Source organism: Pseudomonas sp. GW704-F2 (assembly GCF_059423025.1).
This window is the reverse complement of sequence record NZ_JBWKXO010000055.1, coordinates 1-17,078: the sequence shown is the minus strand read 5'-3', so window position 1 is coordinate 17,078 and position 17,078 is coordinate 1. Positions and strand designations below refer to the sequence as shown.

Here is a 17,078-nt window from a genome sequence, read left to right as displayed (position 1 = left end):
CCTCGCTTACAGTCCGGCAGCCATGGCTTTATCGATCAGCCAGTTCAGCGATGGGCCACGGTCGCTGGTGACTTCCACCGGGCGGCCGGCGTAGGCGCTGTCCAGCGGTGCGTCCGGCTTGATCTGCACGCGGATGTCGGAGGACAGGTCGGCGCTGTTCAGGCTGGTGCTGCTGACGATGGTGCCGGTGCGGGTCTGTTCTTCGTCGGCGACCTGGAAGTTCACCGGGGTACCTGGGCGAACGTCAGCGAACTGGCGGTAGGAGAAGCGTGCTTCCACGTTGGCCAGGCTGCCGCGTGGCACCAGTTGGAAGATCACGTCGCCTTTGCTTGCGTATTGACCGTCGGCCACCATTTGCTGGGCCACGATGCAGTCGCAAGGCGAGGTCAGGGTGCCGGTCATTTGCTTGCCGAACAGTTCTTCGACCTTGGCCGGTTGCAGTTGGTCTTCGTCCAGGTGGCCCTTGAGCACGTCGAGCATGCTGGTGCTGAAGGTCGCGAGCGGCGCGCCTTTGGCCGCCACCGCGTCGCCTTTGAGCAGGCTTTGCACGGTGCCGTCGCGGGGCATGGTCACGTTCATGCCGGGCACGCTGACCAGGCCGGCCTGGGCGTGGCTGACGAAGTACATGCCGTACAGCGATTTGAAGACGAAACCGAATGCCGCCAGGCCCACCAGGAAGATCGCCAGGCTGAACGTCACGGCGCGCAGGCGGCCGAAGACGCTCATGTTGCTGCCGCCGTCCTTGACCTTGCGCGCCTTGGTGAAGTTGTCGCGTTGCAGGGTGGCGAGTACGTCGCCCATGGTCACGATATCGCCCGACAGGTGCGACGTGATCAGGTGACGCAGCGTGGAAATATCCTGCGCGTCGAGGTTCTGGAACTGGCAACCGGTGCGCCCGCTCTGGCGGTCGTAGGAGCGAATCTGCAGCTCCACATCCATCGCCAGGCCGAGGTTGTCGATGACAAATTGCAGGCGACCCTTGTGGACTTCGCCAACGATCAGCGGCTGGGTGGCGGTGAACGCCAGGCCGCCGGCGGACAGGTCGATGACCCGCGCTTCGGTCGGCGTGCGGTCAGTGTTGAAAAAGCGCAACTTGGCCGGGATTTTGACCCGGGCGTGCTGGCGTTGGGCTTCGGATTCGTGGACAACGTTGGCGTTTACTTGGCTGTTCATCAGGGCAATTTCCTAGAGTTAATTCAGGCTTGGCAGGGTCAGACCATCATCAGCAACACGGCGACGAAAATGCTGCCGGCGGAGAAGGTCATGGTCCGAGACGACCAGGTGTTGAACCAACGTTGAAAGCTGGCCAAATCGCGGGTCAGTTTGGTGTCCTGGCGGGTCCAGGACTGTTGATCAAGGCGGAAGAACACGTAGATCTTCACCAGCGCGCCCATGATCTGGTTGTAATAGAGAATCACCGGGTACGCCGGGCCGATCCTGTGCCCGGAGCACGACAGCAGCACGGTCAGGATCAGGCGGGTGATGCCGATCCACAGCAGGTACGCGAGGATGAACGCACCGCCGTACTTGAAGGTGGCGATGATCGCCACGGTCAGGCCGAGCAGCGAGGTCCACATCGACACACGCTGGTCGAACAACACCACGCTGGTGAACAGGCCGAGGCGACGTACACCCAGGCCCAGGGCGCGGGAGTTCTGGCGCAGGTTGTTGCCGTACCAGCGGAACATCAGCTTGCGGCTGGCTTTGATAAAGCTCTTTTCCGGCGGGTGCTCCACGGTGTTGATCGCGGCATCCGGTACGTAGAAGGTGTCGTAGCCCAGGCGCATCAGGCTGAACCAGCTGGACTTGTCGTCGCCGGTCAAAAACTTGAAGCGGCCCAGACGCCAGTGTTGCAGCGAGTCGCTTTCCACATCGGCGATAAAGCCCGGGTCGGTGACCACGCTGGCGCGGAACACCGACATGCGCCCGGTCATGGTCAACACGCGCTTGGACAGGGCCATCGAGCACATGTTGATGTGGCGCTGGGCGAAGCGCAGTTTGTGCCATTCGCTCATGATGTAGCCGCCGCGCACTTCGCAGAACTCGTTGGTGGTCAGGCCGCCGACATTGCCGAACAGCTGGAACCACGGCACGGTTTTGCGCACGACGCCTTCGGCGAGCACGGTGTCGCCATCGATCACTGCAACCACGGCGCGGTCATCCGGCAAGTGGCGGGAGATGGCGCGGAAACCGAAGGCCAGGCCGTCGCGCTTGCCGGTGCCGGCGATACGCACGAAGTCGAGCTTCACATGGCCCGGCGGGTTCATGCGTTCCCACAGGCTTTTCACCAGCAGTTCATCGGACATTTCCACCAGCGAGCAGACCACGGTGGTGGGGAAGCCGCATTCGATCGCTTCGCGGATCACCGAGCTGTAGACCTGCGCGGTGGTCAGCGCATCGATCCGGAAACTGGTGACCATCAGGAACACATGGGACGGGTCCGCGGCCTTGCCCAACTTGCGCACTTTGCGCCGCAGGTGGGGGTAGACCACGTACAGGAACAGCATGCCGCGAAAGAAATGCGTCGCACCCATCGAGTAGCGCCAGATACCGACGGCGCCAATCAGGAAAATAAAATTCTTCGACTCGGAGTCGAACGTACTCGCCGGCAACAGCAGGGCGAGTCCCATCAGCAGGCTCAAGAAGAACAGCCAGCCGGCGGATTGGAGCAGTACGTGTTTTAACTTGGACATAGGCGTCATCCGCAGGTGAAGGAGGTTTCGAGCTGCAAGCGCTGGGGATCAGGACGCCGGCAGCCCGAAACTTGCGGTTGCTGTTACCAGCAAATACCTTCGGTACGGCCGCTCACACTGGTGGCCTTGGACATGAAGCCCACCAGGTCGACCACTTGCTTGCCGTGCGGTGCGTTATGGGCCAAGGCCCGGAACTTCTCGTCACGGTTGCCGAGGATGATCACGTCGCAGTTGTTGATCACATCGTCGAAGTCCGAGTTGAGCAGGGACGACACGTGCGGGATCTTGCCTTCGATGTAGTCCTTGTTCGCGCCGTGGACACGGGCGTATTCGACGTTGCTGTCGTAGATGCTCAGGTCGTAACCCTTGCCGATCAGCATTTCCGCCAGCTCCACCAGGGGGCTTTCGCGCAGGTCATCGGTGCCGGCCTTGAAGCTCAGGCCCAGCAGGGCGACTTTGCGTTTGTCGTGGCCGGCGACGATGTCGAAGGCGTTCTGCACCTGGGATTCGTTGCTGCGCATCAGCGAGTTGAGCAGCGGCGCTTCCACGTCCAGCGAGCCGGCGCGGTAGGTCAGGGCGCGCACGTCTTTGGGCAGGCACGAGCCGCCGAACGCGAAGCCCGGACGCATGTAGTACTGGGACAGGTTGAGGGTCTTGTCCTGGCAGACCACTTCCATCACTTCGCGCCCGTCGACGCCGACGGCCTTGGCGATGTTGCCGATCTCGTTGGCGAAGGTCACCTTGGTGGCGTGCCACACGTTGCAGGTGTACTTGATCATTTCGGCAACGGCGATGTCCTTGCGGATGATCGGCGCGTCGAGTTCTTCGTACAGCGATTGCAGGACATCACCGGAGGCTTTGTCGAATTCGCCGATGACGGTCATCGGCGGCAGGTCGTAGTCGGCGATGGCGGTGGATTCACGCAGGAACTCCGGGTTGACCGCAACGCCGAAGTCGACGCCGGCTTTCTTGCCGGAGCAGTCTTCGAGGATCGGGATCACCACATTGGCCACGGTGCCCGGCAATACGGTGCTGCGCACGACGATGGTGTGGCGGGTGGTCTTGTCACGCAGGACAAAGCCGATCTCGCGGCATACCGATTCGATGTAGTTGAGTTCCAGGTCGCCGTTTTTCTTGCTCGGCGTACCGACGCAAATCATCGACAGGTCGGTAGCGCGGATGGCTTCGGCGAAGTCGGTCGTACCGCGCAGTCGTCCGGTCTCGATACCCTGGCTCAGCAGCTCGCCCAGGCCCGGTTCAACGATCGGCGATTTGCCTGCGTTGATCAGGTCGATTTTTTCCTTGGAGATGTCTACGCCGACCACTTCATGGCCGCGGGCAGACAGGCAACCGGCACAGACTGCGCCAACGTAACCCAAACCAAATATGCTGATACGCATCGCATTTACCTCTGTATTAAATCGTGCCATTAAATGGCCGGAGTTCATGTTTGCAAGCGTCACTGATGCCGCGAAAGTTAGGCGAATAGACGCCGACTTGCCGCGTGCAGGCATGTTGAATAACGAGTGACTAATGATTGCACTCAAGTTGTGCGCAACTTGGCCTTGTTATTGGTGCTTGCCCTAAAATGCAGCCGGCCTTCCTGGGAGAAGGGCCTGGCGCCAGTGCAACAGGGCCTTGATAAAAGGCTGCAAGCCTATATTTATCAATGCCTTGGGTTATGTCACTGACCCATTGGGGTAAGCACGGCCTTGGCCTTATAGTGTGTGGCAATCGATCCTTATCGCCGCTCTTAACTAATCGGTTGGTAATATGAGCCCAGAGTCAAAGTTCAATGTGACAACTTTGCTACTTCCGTTGGTCGCCATGTAAGTCATCTCTTACAGAAACAGAGAATTCCGTTACCGGTGGTATGAGCGGTGCTTTAGGGCTAAGTTCCTGGCCGCTCATCCTGTTTCCGGAAATTTCTTGAAATATCAGCAAAGATGGCACTGGTACTATATTGATAGCACTTGCTATTTGGGCCAGTAGTTACGGGGAGTTGGCGCGCGGGAATAGTTTTGTGCCACTAGTGATTTAAAAAAGTGGTGCCACTACGAAAAAAAATGACGAATGTCGAGTGAAATAATTGTTAGAGATGCGTCAGTATATTTTTTGACGCCAAACAATTGACGATTCCCGCTGTGAAATGCAGACAAAAAAATGTGGGAGGGGGCTTGCCCCCGATGGCGGTGTGTCAGTCTATCCATGTATGACTGATCCCCCCAATCGGGGGCAAGCCCCCTCCCACATTTGATCTTTAGCGTCTATGAGGGCGGAGCAGGGCCTTATTCCGGTGCGTGATCGCGCAGGAACACCAGGTTGTCCGGCTTGGACTGCTCGGCATTGAAGCGATAACCCTGCACATCGAACTGCTTGAGCTGGGCCGGGTCGTTGATGCGCTCTTCGATCACGAAGCGGCTCATCATGCCCCGGGCCTTTTTCGCGTAGAAGCTGATGATCTTGTACTGGCCGTTCTTCAGGTCCTTGAACTCGGTATTGACGATCCGCGCATTCAGCGCCGTGCGCTTGACCGCCGAGAAGTACTCGTTGGACGCCAGGTTGAGCAGCACGTCATCGCCTTGTTCGGCCAGGGCTTGGTTGAGCCACTCGCTGATCCGGGTGCCCCAGAAGGCGTACAGGTCCTTGCCACGGGCGTTGGCCAGTTTGGTGCCCATCTCCAGGCGATACGGCATCATCAGGTCCAGAGGGCGCAGCAGGCCGTACAGGCCCGAGAGCATGCGCAGGTGGTCCTGGGCGTAGCTGAAGTCGGCGTCGCTGAAGGTGTCGGCGTTGAGGCCGGTGTACACGTCGCCCTTGAACGCCAGCAACGCCTGCTTGGCGTTGGCCGGTGTGAACGCCGGGGTCCAGCTGCCGAAGCGCGCGGCGTTGAGGCCGCCGATCTTGTCGGACACATGCATCAATTCGCTGATCTGCGCCGGGCTCAGGTGGCGCAGTTGCTCGATCAACTCCTGGGAATGGTCCAGGTACTGCGGCTGGGTAAAGCGCTGGGTCGCAGGCCTGGACTCGAAGTCGAGGGTCTTGGCGGGGGAAATCACCATCAGCATGAAGTTGGCTCCTGTAATCGTGCTTGTAACGTGGGCGGGATTCTAGGGGGTTGGGCACTTTGACTCCACCTATGATGGCGATAGGCGCGATCCGTTATGATGGCCGGTGATTCTGGAGAGGGAGACCCTGTGTGCGAATAGCGCTTTTATTGTCGGCGTGCCTGTTTTGCCTGAGCGCCCACGCGGCGCCGGTGGACGTGGCCAGCCTGGATCGCGGCGTCTGGCCGGAAAAACTCAGCAGCCCTGCGCTGTTCGACGTGGCCTCGCGCGCCGAAATATTGATGTTCGCCCGCAGCCTGATCGGCAGCGAAGCCCTGGATGAAGCGGCGCTCAAACAGCGCCTGGGCCTGAAGATCATCAACCTGGCGGCCATCGACGATCTGCGTCGCCAGCTCTGGCGGCGCCTGTTGGAGAATTACACCGCTGCCCAGGAAAGTTGCGAGGAGGACGCGTCGTTCTGCTACCTGGTAGAAAACATGGACGACCTGCGCGAGCAGGCCGGCAAGTTCGAGGTCAGTGACAACTCCTTCTATATAGGCTGGGCCGGCCCGAGCCACAATTTCCACGAGCGTTACCTGGACGAGTTGCTGCGCAAAGCCGCGCTGTTCCCGCAGATCAGCAGCGAAATCGCACGTTTCGGTGACCATGAGCGCAATGGCGACGAATTCAACGACCGCCTGTTCCTGCTGACCTTCGACGGCGGCCCGGCACCGGTCAGCGGCAATACCGACTGGCTCACCGATTACCTGCGCAAGCAGAAGATGAATGCCACGTTCTTCGCCCTCGGCAGCAGCCTGCAAAACCGTGTGGAGCGCAGTTCCGTCGCGGATGTGCAGGCGCTGTATCAGGGGCAGTGCGTAGGCACTCAAGGTTGGCAGTACCGTTCCCACAGCCATTGGGTCGACTGGCAAAGTTCGATCATCCGCAGCGCCGCGCTGGCGCAGAACCTGATGCCGGAAAACTACGTGCCGCTGTTCCGTCCACCCTACGGCCAGCGCCGCGCGGACAGCCAGGGTTTCTTCCAGTCCCAGGGTTTGCAGGTGGCGTTGTGGGATATCGACTCCCAGGACGAACCGGGCAAGCTCAAGGCCGATGAGTCGGCGCAGCGGGTGCTGACATTGATGTTGTTGTGGCGCAAAGGGGTGATTGTGTTTCACGACACCCAGGACAAGGCGCGGGTCGCATTGCCGATGGTATTGCAGGCAACGGCGCAAAGCGGGCTGGGTTGGCAGGACTGCCGGGAGGCGTTTCGCTGAAGAGGCTGAAGTGCCCGTTCCCGTTGGGGATGCGGCATTTTCGGGGTGATTTTGTACGATATTTCGATGCGGGCCGACTTCCGACTTTAACGGGGTAGCTGGCACTCGGCTAGTGCTATTCGTCATCCTGAAAAATAAACTTCAAAAAAACGTCAAAGTGCTTTTTCCTGTCATGGGTTTTGCGGTATTACGAAGTCAGATCGCCGAAACCTGCAACACAGGTGGCGTCTTCCAAGACTCCTCATGTGGGCACTGCACTTGACGTCACGCAAGGTGCAGTCGGTGGTCGAATCGAGGCGCAGCACTGTTGTGGTATTGCGTCGACTGGCTCCCACAAAGGTGACCGAGTATGGATGATCATGGACGTAACCCTTCTTCCGACCAGCCAATCCTTTATGTGCTTGATACCAACGTACTGATCCACGATCCGAACGCTCTGCTTAACTTCGAAGAACACCACGTCGCCATCCCGATGATCGTGTTGGAGGAACTCGACAAACTCAAAAGCGGGCATCACAGCGTGGCCGCCGAATGTCGCCAGGCCATCCGCCTGATCGACAAAACCCTGGGTGAAGCGTCACCCGAGGACGTCGAAGTCGGCGTGCCGATCCAGCGCGGCAAAAGCGGGCCCAAGGGTTTGTTGTCGATTCTGATGAGCAAGCGCAGCGAGCCCAACAGCCTGCTGCCGGAAAACCTCAACGACAACAAAATCATCAACCAATTGATCGACCTGCACGCTCGTGACAAGGACATGCGCGTGGTGCTGGTGACCAAAGACATCAATATGCGCCTCAAGGCACGAGCGTGTGGGATCGCTGCCGAGGACTACAGTACCGACCAATTGGTCGACGACGTGTCGATGCTGTCCCGTGGTTATCACACCATGACCGGCTCGTTCTGGGACCGCGTCAGCAAGGTCGAAACCCGTCAGGACCACGGTCGCACCTGGCACCAGGTGCAACTGATCGACAACCTGCCGGCGGTACACGTCAACGAGTTCATCATCGACGAACAGGGCTTCGTGGGCTGGATCAAAGAGATCCAGGTCGACAGGCTGCTGATCCTCGATCTGCATCAGGAACCCCTGTTGCACCAGGAAGCCTGGGGCCTGAAACCGCGTGATATCTACCAGAGCCTGGCGCTGTATGCGCTGCTCGACCCGGACATCCACCTGGTCAACCTGACCGGTGCCGCCGGCTCGGGCAAAACCATCCTGGCCCTGGCGGCCGCCATCGAACAGACCATGGTGACCAAACGCTATCGCCGCATCATCGCCACCCGCAGCGTGCAGGGCCTGGACCAGGAAATCGGTTTCCTGCCCGGCACCGAAGCGGAAAAAATGGAGCCGTGGCTGGGGGCGATCACCGACAACCTCGAAGCCTTGCACATGGATGACGAAAACACCCATGGCAGCGTCGACTACATCCTCAGCAAAGTGCCGTTGCAGTTCAAATCCCTCAATTACATCCGAGGTCGCAGCTTCCAGCAGAGCCTGATTTTGATCGATGAGTGCCAGAACCTCACGCCGCACCAGATGAAAACCATCATCACCCGTGCCGGCGCCGGTTCCAAAGTGGTGTGCCTGGGCAACCTGGCGCAGATCGACACCCCTTACCTGTCCGCGACCAGCTCCGGGCTGACTTACCTGACGGAACGCTTCAAAGACTTCCCGAACGGCGTGCATATCGCGCTGCAGGGAGTTCCACGTTCGATCCTGGCCGAATACGCCGAATCTCACTTGTAAACGCGGTCCATGTAGGAGCGAGCTTGCTCGCGAAGAGTGTCTACGATAACGCGGGGTCTCTGGAGCCCCGCGTTGTTCTTTGGTTTTTCGCGAGCAAGCTCGCTCCTACAGGGTTTACAATCGACGCTCCTGATCAGGAGTATCCCTGTGCTGACTCATCTCGATTCCCAAGGTCGCGCCCATATGGTGGACGTCACCGACAAGTCCGTGACGTTCCGAGAGGCGGTGGCTGAAGCGCGGGTGCGTATGCTGCCCGAGACACTGAAAATGATTGTCGATGGTGCCCATCCCAAGGGCGATGTGTTTGCCGTGGCCCGTATCGCCGGGATCCAGGCGGCGAAAAAAACCAGTGATTTGATCCCCTTGTGCCATCCGCTGATGTTGACGGGCGTCAAGGTCGAACTGAGCGCGGAGGGCATAGACTCCGTACACATCGTGGCGCGCTGCAAACTCTCGGGCCAGACCGGCGTAGAGATGGAAGCGCTGACGGCCGCCAGTGTCGCTGCGTTGACCATCTACGACATGTGCAAGGCCGTGGACCGTGGCATGACCATTGAAAACATCCGCCTGCTGGAAAAGCTCGGCGGGAAAAGCGGGCATTTCAAGGCGGACCAGGCATGAGCATCAACGTACTGTTTTTTGCCCGCTACAGCGAAACGATCGGCCTGGATTCCCTGGAGATGGAAGGCGACTTCGCCACCGTCGACGCGGTGCGCCAGGCATTGGTTGGCGATGCGGGCTTTGACGTGCTCAACGAGACCAGCTTGATGTGCGCGCGCAATCAGGAAATGTGCAGCGTCGACGAGCCGCTCGAAGCCGGTGATGAAGTCGCTTTCTTCCCACCCGTGACCGGAGGCTGAGCATGGCCATCCGTGTGCAGCCCGCGCCGTTTGACCCCGGCGCCGAAGTCAACGCGATGCACGCCGCCAATGTCGGCGTTGGCGCGGTGGTGAGTTTTGTCGGCTATGTCCGCGACTTCAATGACGGCCACGACGTGGCGGGGATGTTCCTGGAGCATTACCCCGGCATGACCGAAAAGGCCCTGGCCAAGATCGCCGTGGAAGCCGAACAACGCTGGCCGCTGCTCAAGCTGGAAGTGCTGCACCGCATCGGCGCGCTGGAACCGGGCGAGCCCATCGTCTTCGTCGCCGCCGCTAGCGCGCATCGTCAGGCTGCGTTTGATGCCTGCGCGTTTGTGATGGACTACCTGAAGACCCGTGCGCCGTTCTGGAAGAAAGAAAGCACCAGCGAAGGTGCGCGTTGGGTGGACGGGCGCGACAGCGACCACGCCGCAGCGGATCGCTGGAAGTAGCCAGCCGAACACCTATCTCAAAATCAGCTGAAATCAAATGTGGGAGGGGGCTTGCCCCCGATAGCAGTGGGTCAGTTGGCAAATTCTGCGACTGACACTCCGCTATCGGGGGCAACCCCCTCCCACACTTTTGACCGCATTTGAGCTTACGGGCGTTTGCGTTCTACAGCCCGGAGCAAGTGCGTCGGCGGTGTCTCGCAGCTGATCTTGCGGCCCAGCAGCGTCTCGATCGACGGCAACTGATACGAGTCATCCTCCCCGGCAAAGCTGATCGACACACCCGCGGCCCCGGCACGGCCGGTGCGGCCAATACGGTGTACGTAGTCGTCGGGCATTTCGGGCAGGGTGAAGTTGATCACATGGCTGATGCCGTCGATGTGAATCCCGCGCCCGGCCACATCGGTGGCCACCAGCACGCGGATCTTGCCTTCGCGAAAGCCTTCCAGGGTCTTGATGCGCTTGTGCTGCGGCACGTCGCCCGACAGTTGCGCGGCGTTGACGCCATCGCGCACCAGGCGCTCTTCGATACGACGCACTTCGTCCTTGCGGTTGGCAAATACCATCACGCGCTCCCAACCGTTGTCGTTGATCAGGTTGTAGAGCAGCTTGTACTTGTCGGCACCGGCCACGGCGTAGATGTGTTGCTCGACGTTTTCGCTGGCGACGTTCAGCGCCTCGATCTCGACGATGGACGGCTCGGTGGTCCACTGCTTGGCGAGGTTCATCACGTCTTCGGTAAAGGTCGCGGAGAACAGCAGGGTCTGGCGCTCGTTTTTCGGCGGGGTCTGGCGAATGATCTGGCGTACTTGCGGGATAAAACCCATGTCGAGCATGCGGTCGGCTTCGTCCAGCACCATCACTTCGACCATGTCCAGGTGTACGTCGCCGCGCTGGTTGAAGTCGAGCAGGCGGCCCGGAGTGGCAACCAGGATGTCGCAGTGGCGCGCTTCGAGGTGCTTGAGCTGCTTGTCGAAGTCCATGCCACCGACAAACGTCATGACGTTGAGGCCGGTGTACTTGGTCAGGTCGGCGGCGTCCTTGGCGATCTGCACCACCAGCTCGCGGGTCGGGGCGATGATCAGCGCGCGCGGCTCACCCATGTAGCGTTCTTTCGGCGGCGGCGTTTGCAGCAGTTGGGTGATGATCGAGATCAGGAACGCGGCGGTCTTGCCGGTGCCGGTCTGGGCGCGGCCGATGGCGTCTTTGCCGGCCAGGGTGAAGCCCAGCACCTGTGCCTGGATCGGTGTGCAGTACGGGAAGCCCAGGTCCTGGATGGCGTGCATCAGTTCCGGTGCGAGCTTGAAATCGTGGAAGCGGGTTTTGCCTTCCTGGGGTTCGACGACGAAATCTTCGAGTTTCCACGGCGTGACGGGCGGCTTGGGCGCGCGTTCACGGCGTGCGGCTTTTGGCGCAGGCGCGGCTGCCGCAGCGGCTTCGGCCGGTTTCGGCGGTTCGGTTGGCGTCACCTCGAGCGGTTTCGGCGCGGTCACAGGCGCGGCCAGGCCAGGCTGTTTACCGTCGTGGCGGCTGCCGGGTGTCGGGACGGGAGCACTGGGAACTGGCGCGAGCGGCTCAGCCTCGCTTTTGCCGAACATCTTCTTGAGTGCTTTGAGCACGGTGATCTCATTAATTGGTTAAGGAATATACGCCGGCCAGTGTAATGCAAGAATCGGGCGCGGCGTAGTGCGTCTGTCATGTGGCTAAATAAACGGCGGTGTTCAGCGCAGTCGTTCGGCCAACCACGTACCGATATCGCTGATCTCTTCAGGTAACACTTCGTGACCCATTGGGTATTCCTGCCATGTCACGGTGACACCACGGGTCTTCAAGTGCTCGTAAGCGCTGCGTCCCATTGCGTTCTGCACCACGTCATCGTACTGGCCATGCAGGCAAAGGACCGGAATGCGCTGCTGACTGGCGGATAATTCCAGCTCGTCGTCGAAGGTCGGCGCATAAGTGGAGAGGGCAATCACGCCACCCAAGGCGCCTTGCCATTTATGGAAAGCGGTGTGGTACACCACGGCGCCACCCTGGGAGAAACCCGCCAGGAAAATCCGCGAGGCGTCTATTCCGCTGCTTTTTTGTTCCTTGATCAAATCCGTGACCATTTTGGCCGACTCTTTCAGCTCTTCCAGGCTGATGGACCGCGCCGGGCTCATCGCCCTGATGTCGTACCAACTGGGCATCTCATAGCCGCCGTTGATGGTCACCGGGCGGGTCGGTGCTTGAGGCAGGACGAAGCGGGTGGTCAGCAGGTTTTCCTGCAGCGCTTGGGCCACCGGCTGGAAGTCGTAGCGATCGGCACCCAGGCCATGCAGCCAGATTACGCAGGCGTCTGCAGGCTTGGTGGGCTGAAGAATCAAGGGGTTGCTCATGTCTGCTCCATTAATGTGCGTGCGCTCCGATTGAGTGCGACGGAACGGTGCGCAATAGTTTGATCTGTTACGAGAATGTCGCAAGGTTGAATCTTTTGCCATTGACCTTGGGCTGAATCGACTCAGCAGCCACTCTGGTACGCGCTTTGCTATGTGTAGGTCGATGTCAGATCTTTCCTGGGACGGTAACACTATCAGTGACTGCCGTTTGTGGGATAGCAACTGGAATTACTGCGACTGCCTCATGCTGCTTGACCCTAATAAAAGCCAACACGGGTCGATATCGCCTCATAAGGGTGCGCTGAGGTTCTAGCTCCGACACAACAAGAGCAACTGGAGGTTTGAATGAAGGTATTGAAATCCACCCTGGCCATCGTTTCCGCGGCCGCTGTATTGGGTGTCAGTGGTTTCGCCCAAGCCGGCGCCACCCTGGACGCCGTGCAGAAGAAAGGCTTTGTGCAATGTGGCGTGAGTGACGGCTTGCCGGGTTTCTCGGTACCGGATGCCAGCGGCAAGATCCTCGGGATCGACGCTGACTTCTGCCGCGCGGTAGCCGCTGCCGTGTTCGGCGACGCGACCAAGGTCAAATTCAGCCAGTTGAACGCCAAGGAGCGTTTCACCGCGCTTCAATCCGGCGAAGTCGACATTCTGTCCCGTAACACCACCATGACCAGCTCCCGCGATGCGGGCATGGGCCTGAAATTCCCGGGCTTCATCACTTACTACGACGGCATCGGCTTTCTGGTAAACAACAAGCTGGGCGTTAAAAGTGCCAAGGAACTGGACGGTGCAACCATCTGCATCCAGGCCGGTACCACCACCGAGCTGAACGTTTCCGACTACTTCCGTGGCAACGGTCTGAAATACACCCCGATCACCTTCGACACCTCCGACGAAAGCGCCAAGTCGCTGGAGTCCGGGCGTTGCGACGTACTGACCTCCGACAAGTCCCAACTGTTCGCCCAGCGCAGCAAGTTGGCCTCGCCGAAAGACTACGTGGTTCTGCCGGAAACCATTTCCAAGGAACCGCTGGGCCCGGTCGTGCGTAATGGCGACGACGAGTGGCTGGCCATCGTGCGCTGGGTTGGCTACGCCATGCTCAACGCGGAAGAAGCCGGGATCACTTCCAAAAACGTCGAAGCTGAAGCCAAGTCCACCAAGAACCCGGACGTTGCGCGTCTGCTCGGTGCCGACGGCGAATACGGCAAAGACCTGAAAGTGAAGAAAGACTGGGTCGTACAGATCGTCAAGCAGGTCGGCAACTACGGTGAAGTGTTCGAGAAAAACCTCGGCAAGAACACGCCACTGGAAATCGACCGTGGCCTAAACGCGCTGTGGAACAACGGCGGCATTCAATACGCACCCCCTGTGCGCTGATCGCTGATGGTTCTATCACCCGGTGGGCCAACCGCCGGGTGATGTTCTGTTCCATTCTTTCCGGGGCACTTCATGCAAAATAAAATCGGCGCACCCAAGCAGAAGCTCAGCTTCAGCGACCCCAAAGTGCGTGCGTGGCTCTTCCAGATCATCACGATTGTGGCGGTGGTCTCGCTGGGCTGGTACCTCTTCAACAATACCCAGACCAACCTTCAGCACCGAGGCATTACCTCGGGTTTCGACTTTCTTGAGCGCAGTGCCGGCTTCGGCATCGCGCAGCACCTGATCGACTACACCGAATCGGACAGCTATGCCCGGGTGTTTGTGATCGGGCTGCTCAATACCTTGCTGGTGACCGTGATCGGCGTGGTCCTGGCGACCCTGCTCGGGTTCATCATCGGCGTGGCCCGCTTGTCGCCCAACTGGATGATCAACAAGCTGGCGACGGTGTACGTGGAAGTGTTCCGCAACATCCCGCCGTTGCTGCAAATCCTGTTCTGGTACTTCGCGGTGTTCCTGACCATGCCGGGGCCGCGCAACAGCCATAACTTCGGCGACACGTTCTTCGTCAGCAGCCGTGGTCTGAACATGCCGGCCGCGCTGGCAGCCGACGGGTTCTGGCCGTTCGTGACCAGCGTGGTCGTGGCCATCGTGGCGATCGTGCTGATGACCCGCTGGGCCAACAAGCGCTTTGAAGCGACCGGCGTACCGTTCCACAAATTCTGGGTGGGCCTGGCGCTGTTCGTCGTGATTCCGGCGTTGTGCGCGTTGATCTTCGGCATGCCGTTGCACTGGGAAATGCCCAAGCTGCAAGGCTTCAACTTCGTCGGCGGCTGGGTGCTGATCCCTGAACTGTTGGCGCTGACCCTGGCGCTGACCGTGTACACCGCGGCGTTTATCGCCGAGATCGTGCGCTCGGGCATCAAGTCCGTCAGCCACGGCCAGACCGAAGCCGCACGCTCCCTGGGCCTGCGCCCCGGGCCGACGCTGCGCAAGGTCATCATCCCGCAAGCCCTGCGGGTGATCATTCCGCCGCTGACCAGCCAATACCTGAACCTGGCGAAAAACTCGTCGTTGGCCGCCGGTATCGGTTACCCGGAAATGGTTTCGCTGTTTGCCGGCACGGTGCTCAACCAGACCGGCCAGGCCATCGAAGTCATTGCCATCACCATGAGCGTGTACCTGGCGATCAGCATCAGCATTTCCCTGCTGATGAACTGGTACAACAAGCGCATTGCGCTGATCGAGCGGTGAGGAAACGAGCATGAGTTCGCATACGTTCAAACCTGATATGCCACCGCCGAGCAAAGTCTTCGGGCCGATGGCATGGATGCGCGCCAACCTGTTTTCCAGCTGGCTCAACACCCTGCTGACCTTGTTGGCGTTTTACCTGATCTACCTGGTCGTGCCGCCGATCCTGCACTGGGCCATTCTCGACGCCAACTGGGTCGGCACCACTCGCGCCGACTGCACCAAAGAAGGCGCCTGCTGGGTGTTTATCCAACAGCGCTTCGGGCAGTTCATGTACGGCTACTACCCCGGCGACCTGCGCTGGCGCGTAGACCTGACCGTGTGGTTGGCCATCGTGGGCGTGGCGCCGTTGTTCATCTCGCGTTTTCCACGCAAGGCGATCTACGGCCTGGGCTTTCTGGTGTTGTACCCGATCATTGCCTTCTTCCTGTTGCGCGGCGGCATTTTCGGCCTGACCAGCGTGGCCACCAGCCAATGGGGCGGCCTGATGCTGACCCTGGTCATCGCCACCGTCGGCATCGCCGGTGCCTTGCCGCTGGGGATTGTGCTGGCCTTGGGGCGGCGTTCGAACATGCCGGCGATTCGTGTGGTCTGCGTGACCTTCATCGAATTCTGGCGCGGCGTGCCGTTGATCACGGTGCTGTTCATGTCCTCGGTGATGCTGCCGTTGTTCCTGCCCGAAGGCATGGGCATCGACAAGCTGCTGCGGGCGTTGATCGGCGTGATCCTGTTCCAGTCGGCCTACGTGGCGGAAGTGGTGCGCGGTGGCTTGCAGGCGATTCCCAAAGGTCAGTACGAAGCGGCCGCGGCGATGGGCCTGGGTTACTGGCGCAGCATGGGCCTGGTGATTCTGCCGCAAGCCCTGAAGATGGTGATCCCCGGCATCGTCAACACGTTTATCGCGCTGTTCAAGGACACCAGCCTGGTGATCATCATCGGTTTGTTCGACCTGCTCAACAGCGTCAAGCAAGCCGCCGCCGACCCGAAATGGTTGGGCATGGCCACTGAAGGCTACGTGTTCGCCGCCCTGGTGTTCTGGATTTTCTGTTTTGGTATGTCGCGCTATTCCATTCATTTGGAACATAAGCTCGACACAGGCCACAAGCGTTAGGAGTTGATGTTATGAGCGAAGCGATCAAACAGCCTGTGAGCCCTGAAGGCATTATCCAGATGCAGGGCGTGAACAAGTGGTACGGCCAGTTCCACGTATTGAAAGACATCAACCTCAACGTCAAGCAGGGCGAGCGTATCGTGCTGTGCGGCCCGTCGGGTTCGGGCAAGTCCACCACCATTCGCTGCCTCAACCGCCTGGAAGAACACCAGCAGGGCCGCATCGTGGTCGATGGCGTGGAACTGACCAACGACCTCAAGCAGATCGAAGCGATCCGCCGCGAAGTCGGCATGGTGTTCCAGCACTTCAACCTGTTCCCGCACCTGACCATCCTGCAGAACTGCACGTTGGCACCGATGTGGGTGCGCAAGATGCCCAAGCGCAAGGCCGAAGAAATCGCCATGCATTACCTGGAGCGCGTGCGTATCCCGGAGCAGGCCCACAAGTTTCCGGGGCAACTCTCCGGCGGCCAGCAACAGCGCGTGGCGATTGCCCGGGCGCTGTGCATGAAACCGAAAATCATGCTGTTCGACGAACCGACCTCGGCCCTCGACCCGGAAATGGTCAAGGAAGTGCTCGACACCATGATCGGCCTGGCCGAAGACGGCATGACCATGTTGTGCGTGACCCACGAAATGGGCTTCGCCCGCACCGTGGCCAACCGCGTGATCTTCATGGACAAGGGCGAGATCGTGGAACAGGCGGCGCCGAATGACTTCTTCGACAACCCGCAGAATGACCGGACCAAGTTGTTCTTGAGCCAGATTCTGCATTGATCGATGGTTGATGCTTGAAGCGATAAACCCGGCACCAGCAGGCTGTGTGAAAACCTAGCAATTTGCCGCTCGGTTTAAGAAAATGCCCGTATCGCAAGATACGGGCATTTTTCTT

The 17,078-nt window shown here is 59.7% G+C and carries 15 protein-coding genes; 9 read left to right on the top strand and 6 right to left on the bottom strand.

Annotated elements, in window-relative coordinates; all coding sequences use genetic code 11:
* Positions 1–6: 6 nt before the first annotated feature.
* From AC07W0_RS28225 to yaaA, 4 genes are all read right to left on the bottom strand, one after another.
* Positions 7–1,173, bottom strand: a complete 1,167-nt coding sequence (locus AC07W0_RS28225) for an alginate biosynthesis protein Alg44 (RefSeq protein WP_017848639.1) — start codon at positions 1,171–1,173, stop codon at positions 7–9.
* A gap of 38 nt (positions 1,174–1,211) precedes the next feature.
* Positions 1,212–2,693: a mannuronan synthase gene (alg8, locus tag AC07W0_RS28220; protein WP_017848640.1), complete on the bottom strand. Its 1,482-nt coding sequence runs from the start codon at positions 2,691–2,693 to the stop codon at positions 1,212–1,214.
* Between the two features lie 83 nt (positions 2,694–2,776).
* Positions 2,777–4,093 carry a nucleotide sugar dehydrogenase gene (locus AC07W0_RS28215; RefSeq protein ID WP_046384626.1) on the bottom strand — a complete coding sequence of 439 codons (1,317 nt, stop codon included), beginning with the start codon at positions 4,091–4,093 and terminating at the stop codon, positions 2,777–2,779.
* A gap of 888 nt (positions 4,094–4,981) precedes the next feature.
* The gene (gene yaaA / locus AC07W0_RS28210; protein WP_046384625.1) at positions 4,982–5,761 is read right to left on the bottom strand and encodes a peroxide stress protein YaaA; all 780 of its coding nucleotides are present in this window, start codon (positions 5,759–5,761) and stop codon (positions 4,982–4,984) included.
* A gap of 131 nt (positions 5,762–5,892) precedes the next feature.
* Between yaaA and AC07W0_RS28205 the strand changes: the two genes are divergently transcribed.
* The 5 genes from AC07W0_RS28205 (at position 5,893) to moaE (ending at position 10,073) form a co-directional block, all read left to right on the top strand.
* Entirely contained in the window at positions 5,893–7,017 is a 1,125-nt protein-coding gene (locus tag AC07W0_RS28205) for a polysaccharide deacetylase family protein (protein WP_102618727.1), read from the top strand.
* A 349-nt stretch (positions 7,018–7,366) separates the two neighbouring features.
* Positions 7,367–8,761 (top strand): PhoH family protein, encoded by a 1,395-nt coding sequence (locus AC07W0_RS28200; protein WP_017848644.1) that lies wholly within the window; start codon positions 7,367–7,369, stop codon positions 8,759–8,761.
* A 147-nt stretch (positions 8,762–8,908) separates the two neighbouring features.
* Positions 8,909–9,382 (top strand): cyclic pyranopterin monophosphate synthase MoaC, encoded by a 474-nt coding sequence (moaC, locus tag AC07W0_RS28195; protein WP_046384623.1) that lies wholly within the window; start codon positions 8,909–8,911, stop codon positions 9,380–9,382.
* Positions 9,379–9,621, top strand: coding sequence for a molybdopterin converting factor subunit 1 (gene moaD / locus AC07W0_RS28190; protein ID WP_017848646.1), 243 nt, complete (start codon positions 9,379–9,381; stop codon positions 9,619–9,621). Before moaC ends, moaD begins: the two co-directional genes overlap by 4 nt.
* A gap of 2 nt (positions 9,622–9,623) precedes the next feature.
* Complete coding sequence (moaE, locus tag AC07W0_RS28185; RefSeq protein WP_017848647.1) at positions 9,624–10,073, top strand: molybdopterin synthase catalytic subunit MoaE; 450 nt, start codon at positions 9,624–9,626, stop codon at positions 10,071–10,073.
* Between the two features lie 146 nt (positions 10,074–10,219).
* Here the strand turns inward: moaE and rhlB are convergent, their stop codons facing one another.
* Positions 10,220–11,695: an ATP-dependent RNA helicase RhlB gene (gene rhlB / locus AC07W0_RS28180; RefSeq protein WP_102618729.1), complete on the bottom strand. Its 1,476-nt coding sequence runs from the start codon at positions 11,693–11,695 to the stop codon at positions 10,220–10,222.
* Between the two features lie 96 nt (positions 11,696–11,791).
* The gene (locus AC07W0_RS28175; protein WP_102618730.1) at positions 11,792–12,448 is read right to left on the bottom strand and encodes an alpha/beta hydrolase; all 657 of its coding nucleotides are present in this window, start codon (positions 12,446–12,448) and stop codon (positions 11,792–11,794) included.
* A 345-nt stretch (positions 12,449–12,793) separates the two neighbouring features.
* On the opposite strand from AC07W0_RS28175, the gene AC07W0_RS28170 reads away from it, so the two are divergent.
* The 4 genes from AC07W0_RS28170 to AC07W0_RS28155 all read left to right on the top strand — a co-directional run bounded on the left by AC07W0_RS28170 (position 12,794) and on the right by AC07W0_RS28155 (position 16,963).
* Positions 12,794–13,825: an amino acid ABC transporter substrate-binding protein gene (locus AC07W0_RS28170; RefSeq protein ID WP_017848650.1), complete on the top strand. Its 1,032-nt coding sequence runs from the start codon at positions 12,794–12,796 to the stop codon at positions 13,823–13,825.
* Positions 13,826–13,897: 72 nt separating this feature from the next.
* A complete protein-coding gene (locus AC07W0_RS28165) occupies positions 13,898–15,079 on the top strand; it encodes an amino acid ABC transporter permease (protein ID WP_102618731.1) in 1,182 nt (393 codons plus the stop codon).
* Between the two features lie 10 nt (positions 15,080–15,089).
* Positions 15,090–16,187 (top strand): amino acid ABC transporter permease, encoded by a 1,098-nt coding sequence (locus AC07W0_RS28160; RefSeq protein ID WP_017848652.1) that lies wholly within the window; start codon positions 15,090–15,092, stop codon positions 16,185–16,187.
* Between the two features lie 11 nt (positions 16,188–16,198).
* Positions 16,199–16,963, top strand: a complete 765-nt coding sequence (locus AC07W0_RS28155; protein ID WP_003171943.1) for an amino acid ABC transporter ATP-binding protein — start codon at positions 16,199–16,201, stop codon at positions 16,961–16,963.
* The last annotated feature ends 115 nt before the right edge of the window (positions 16,964–17,078 follow it).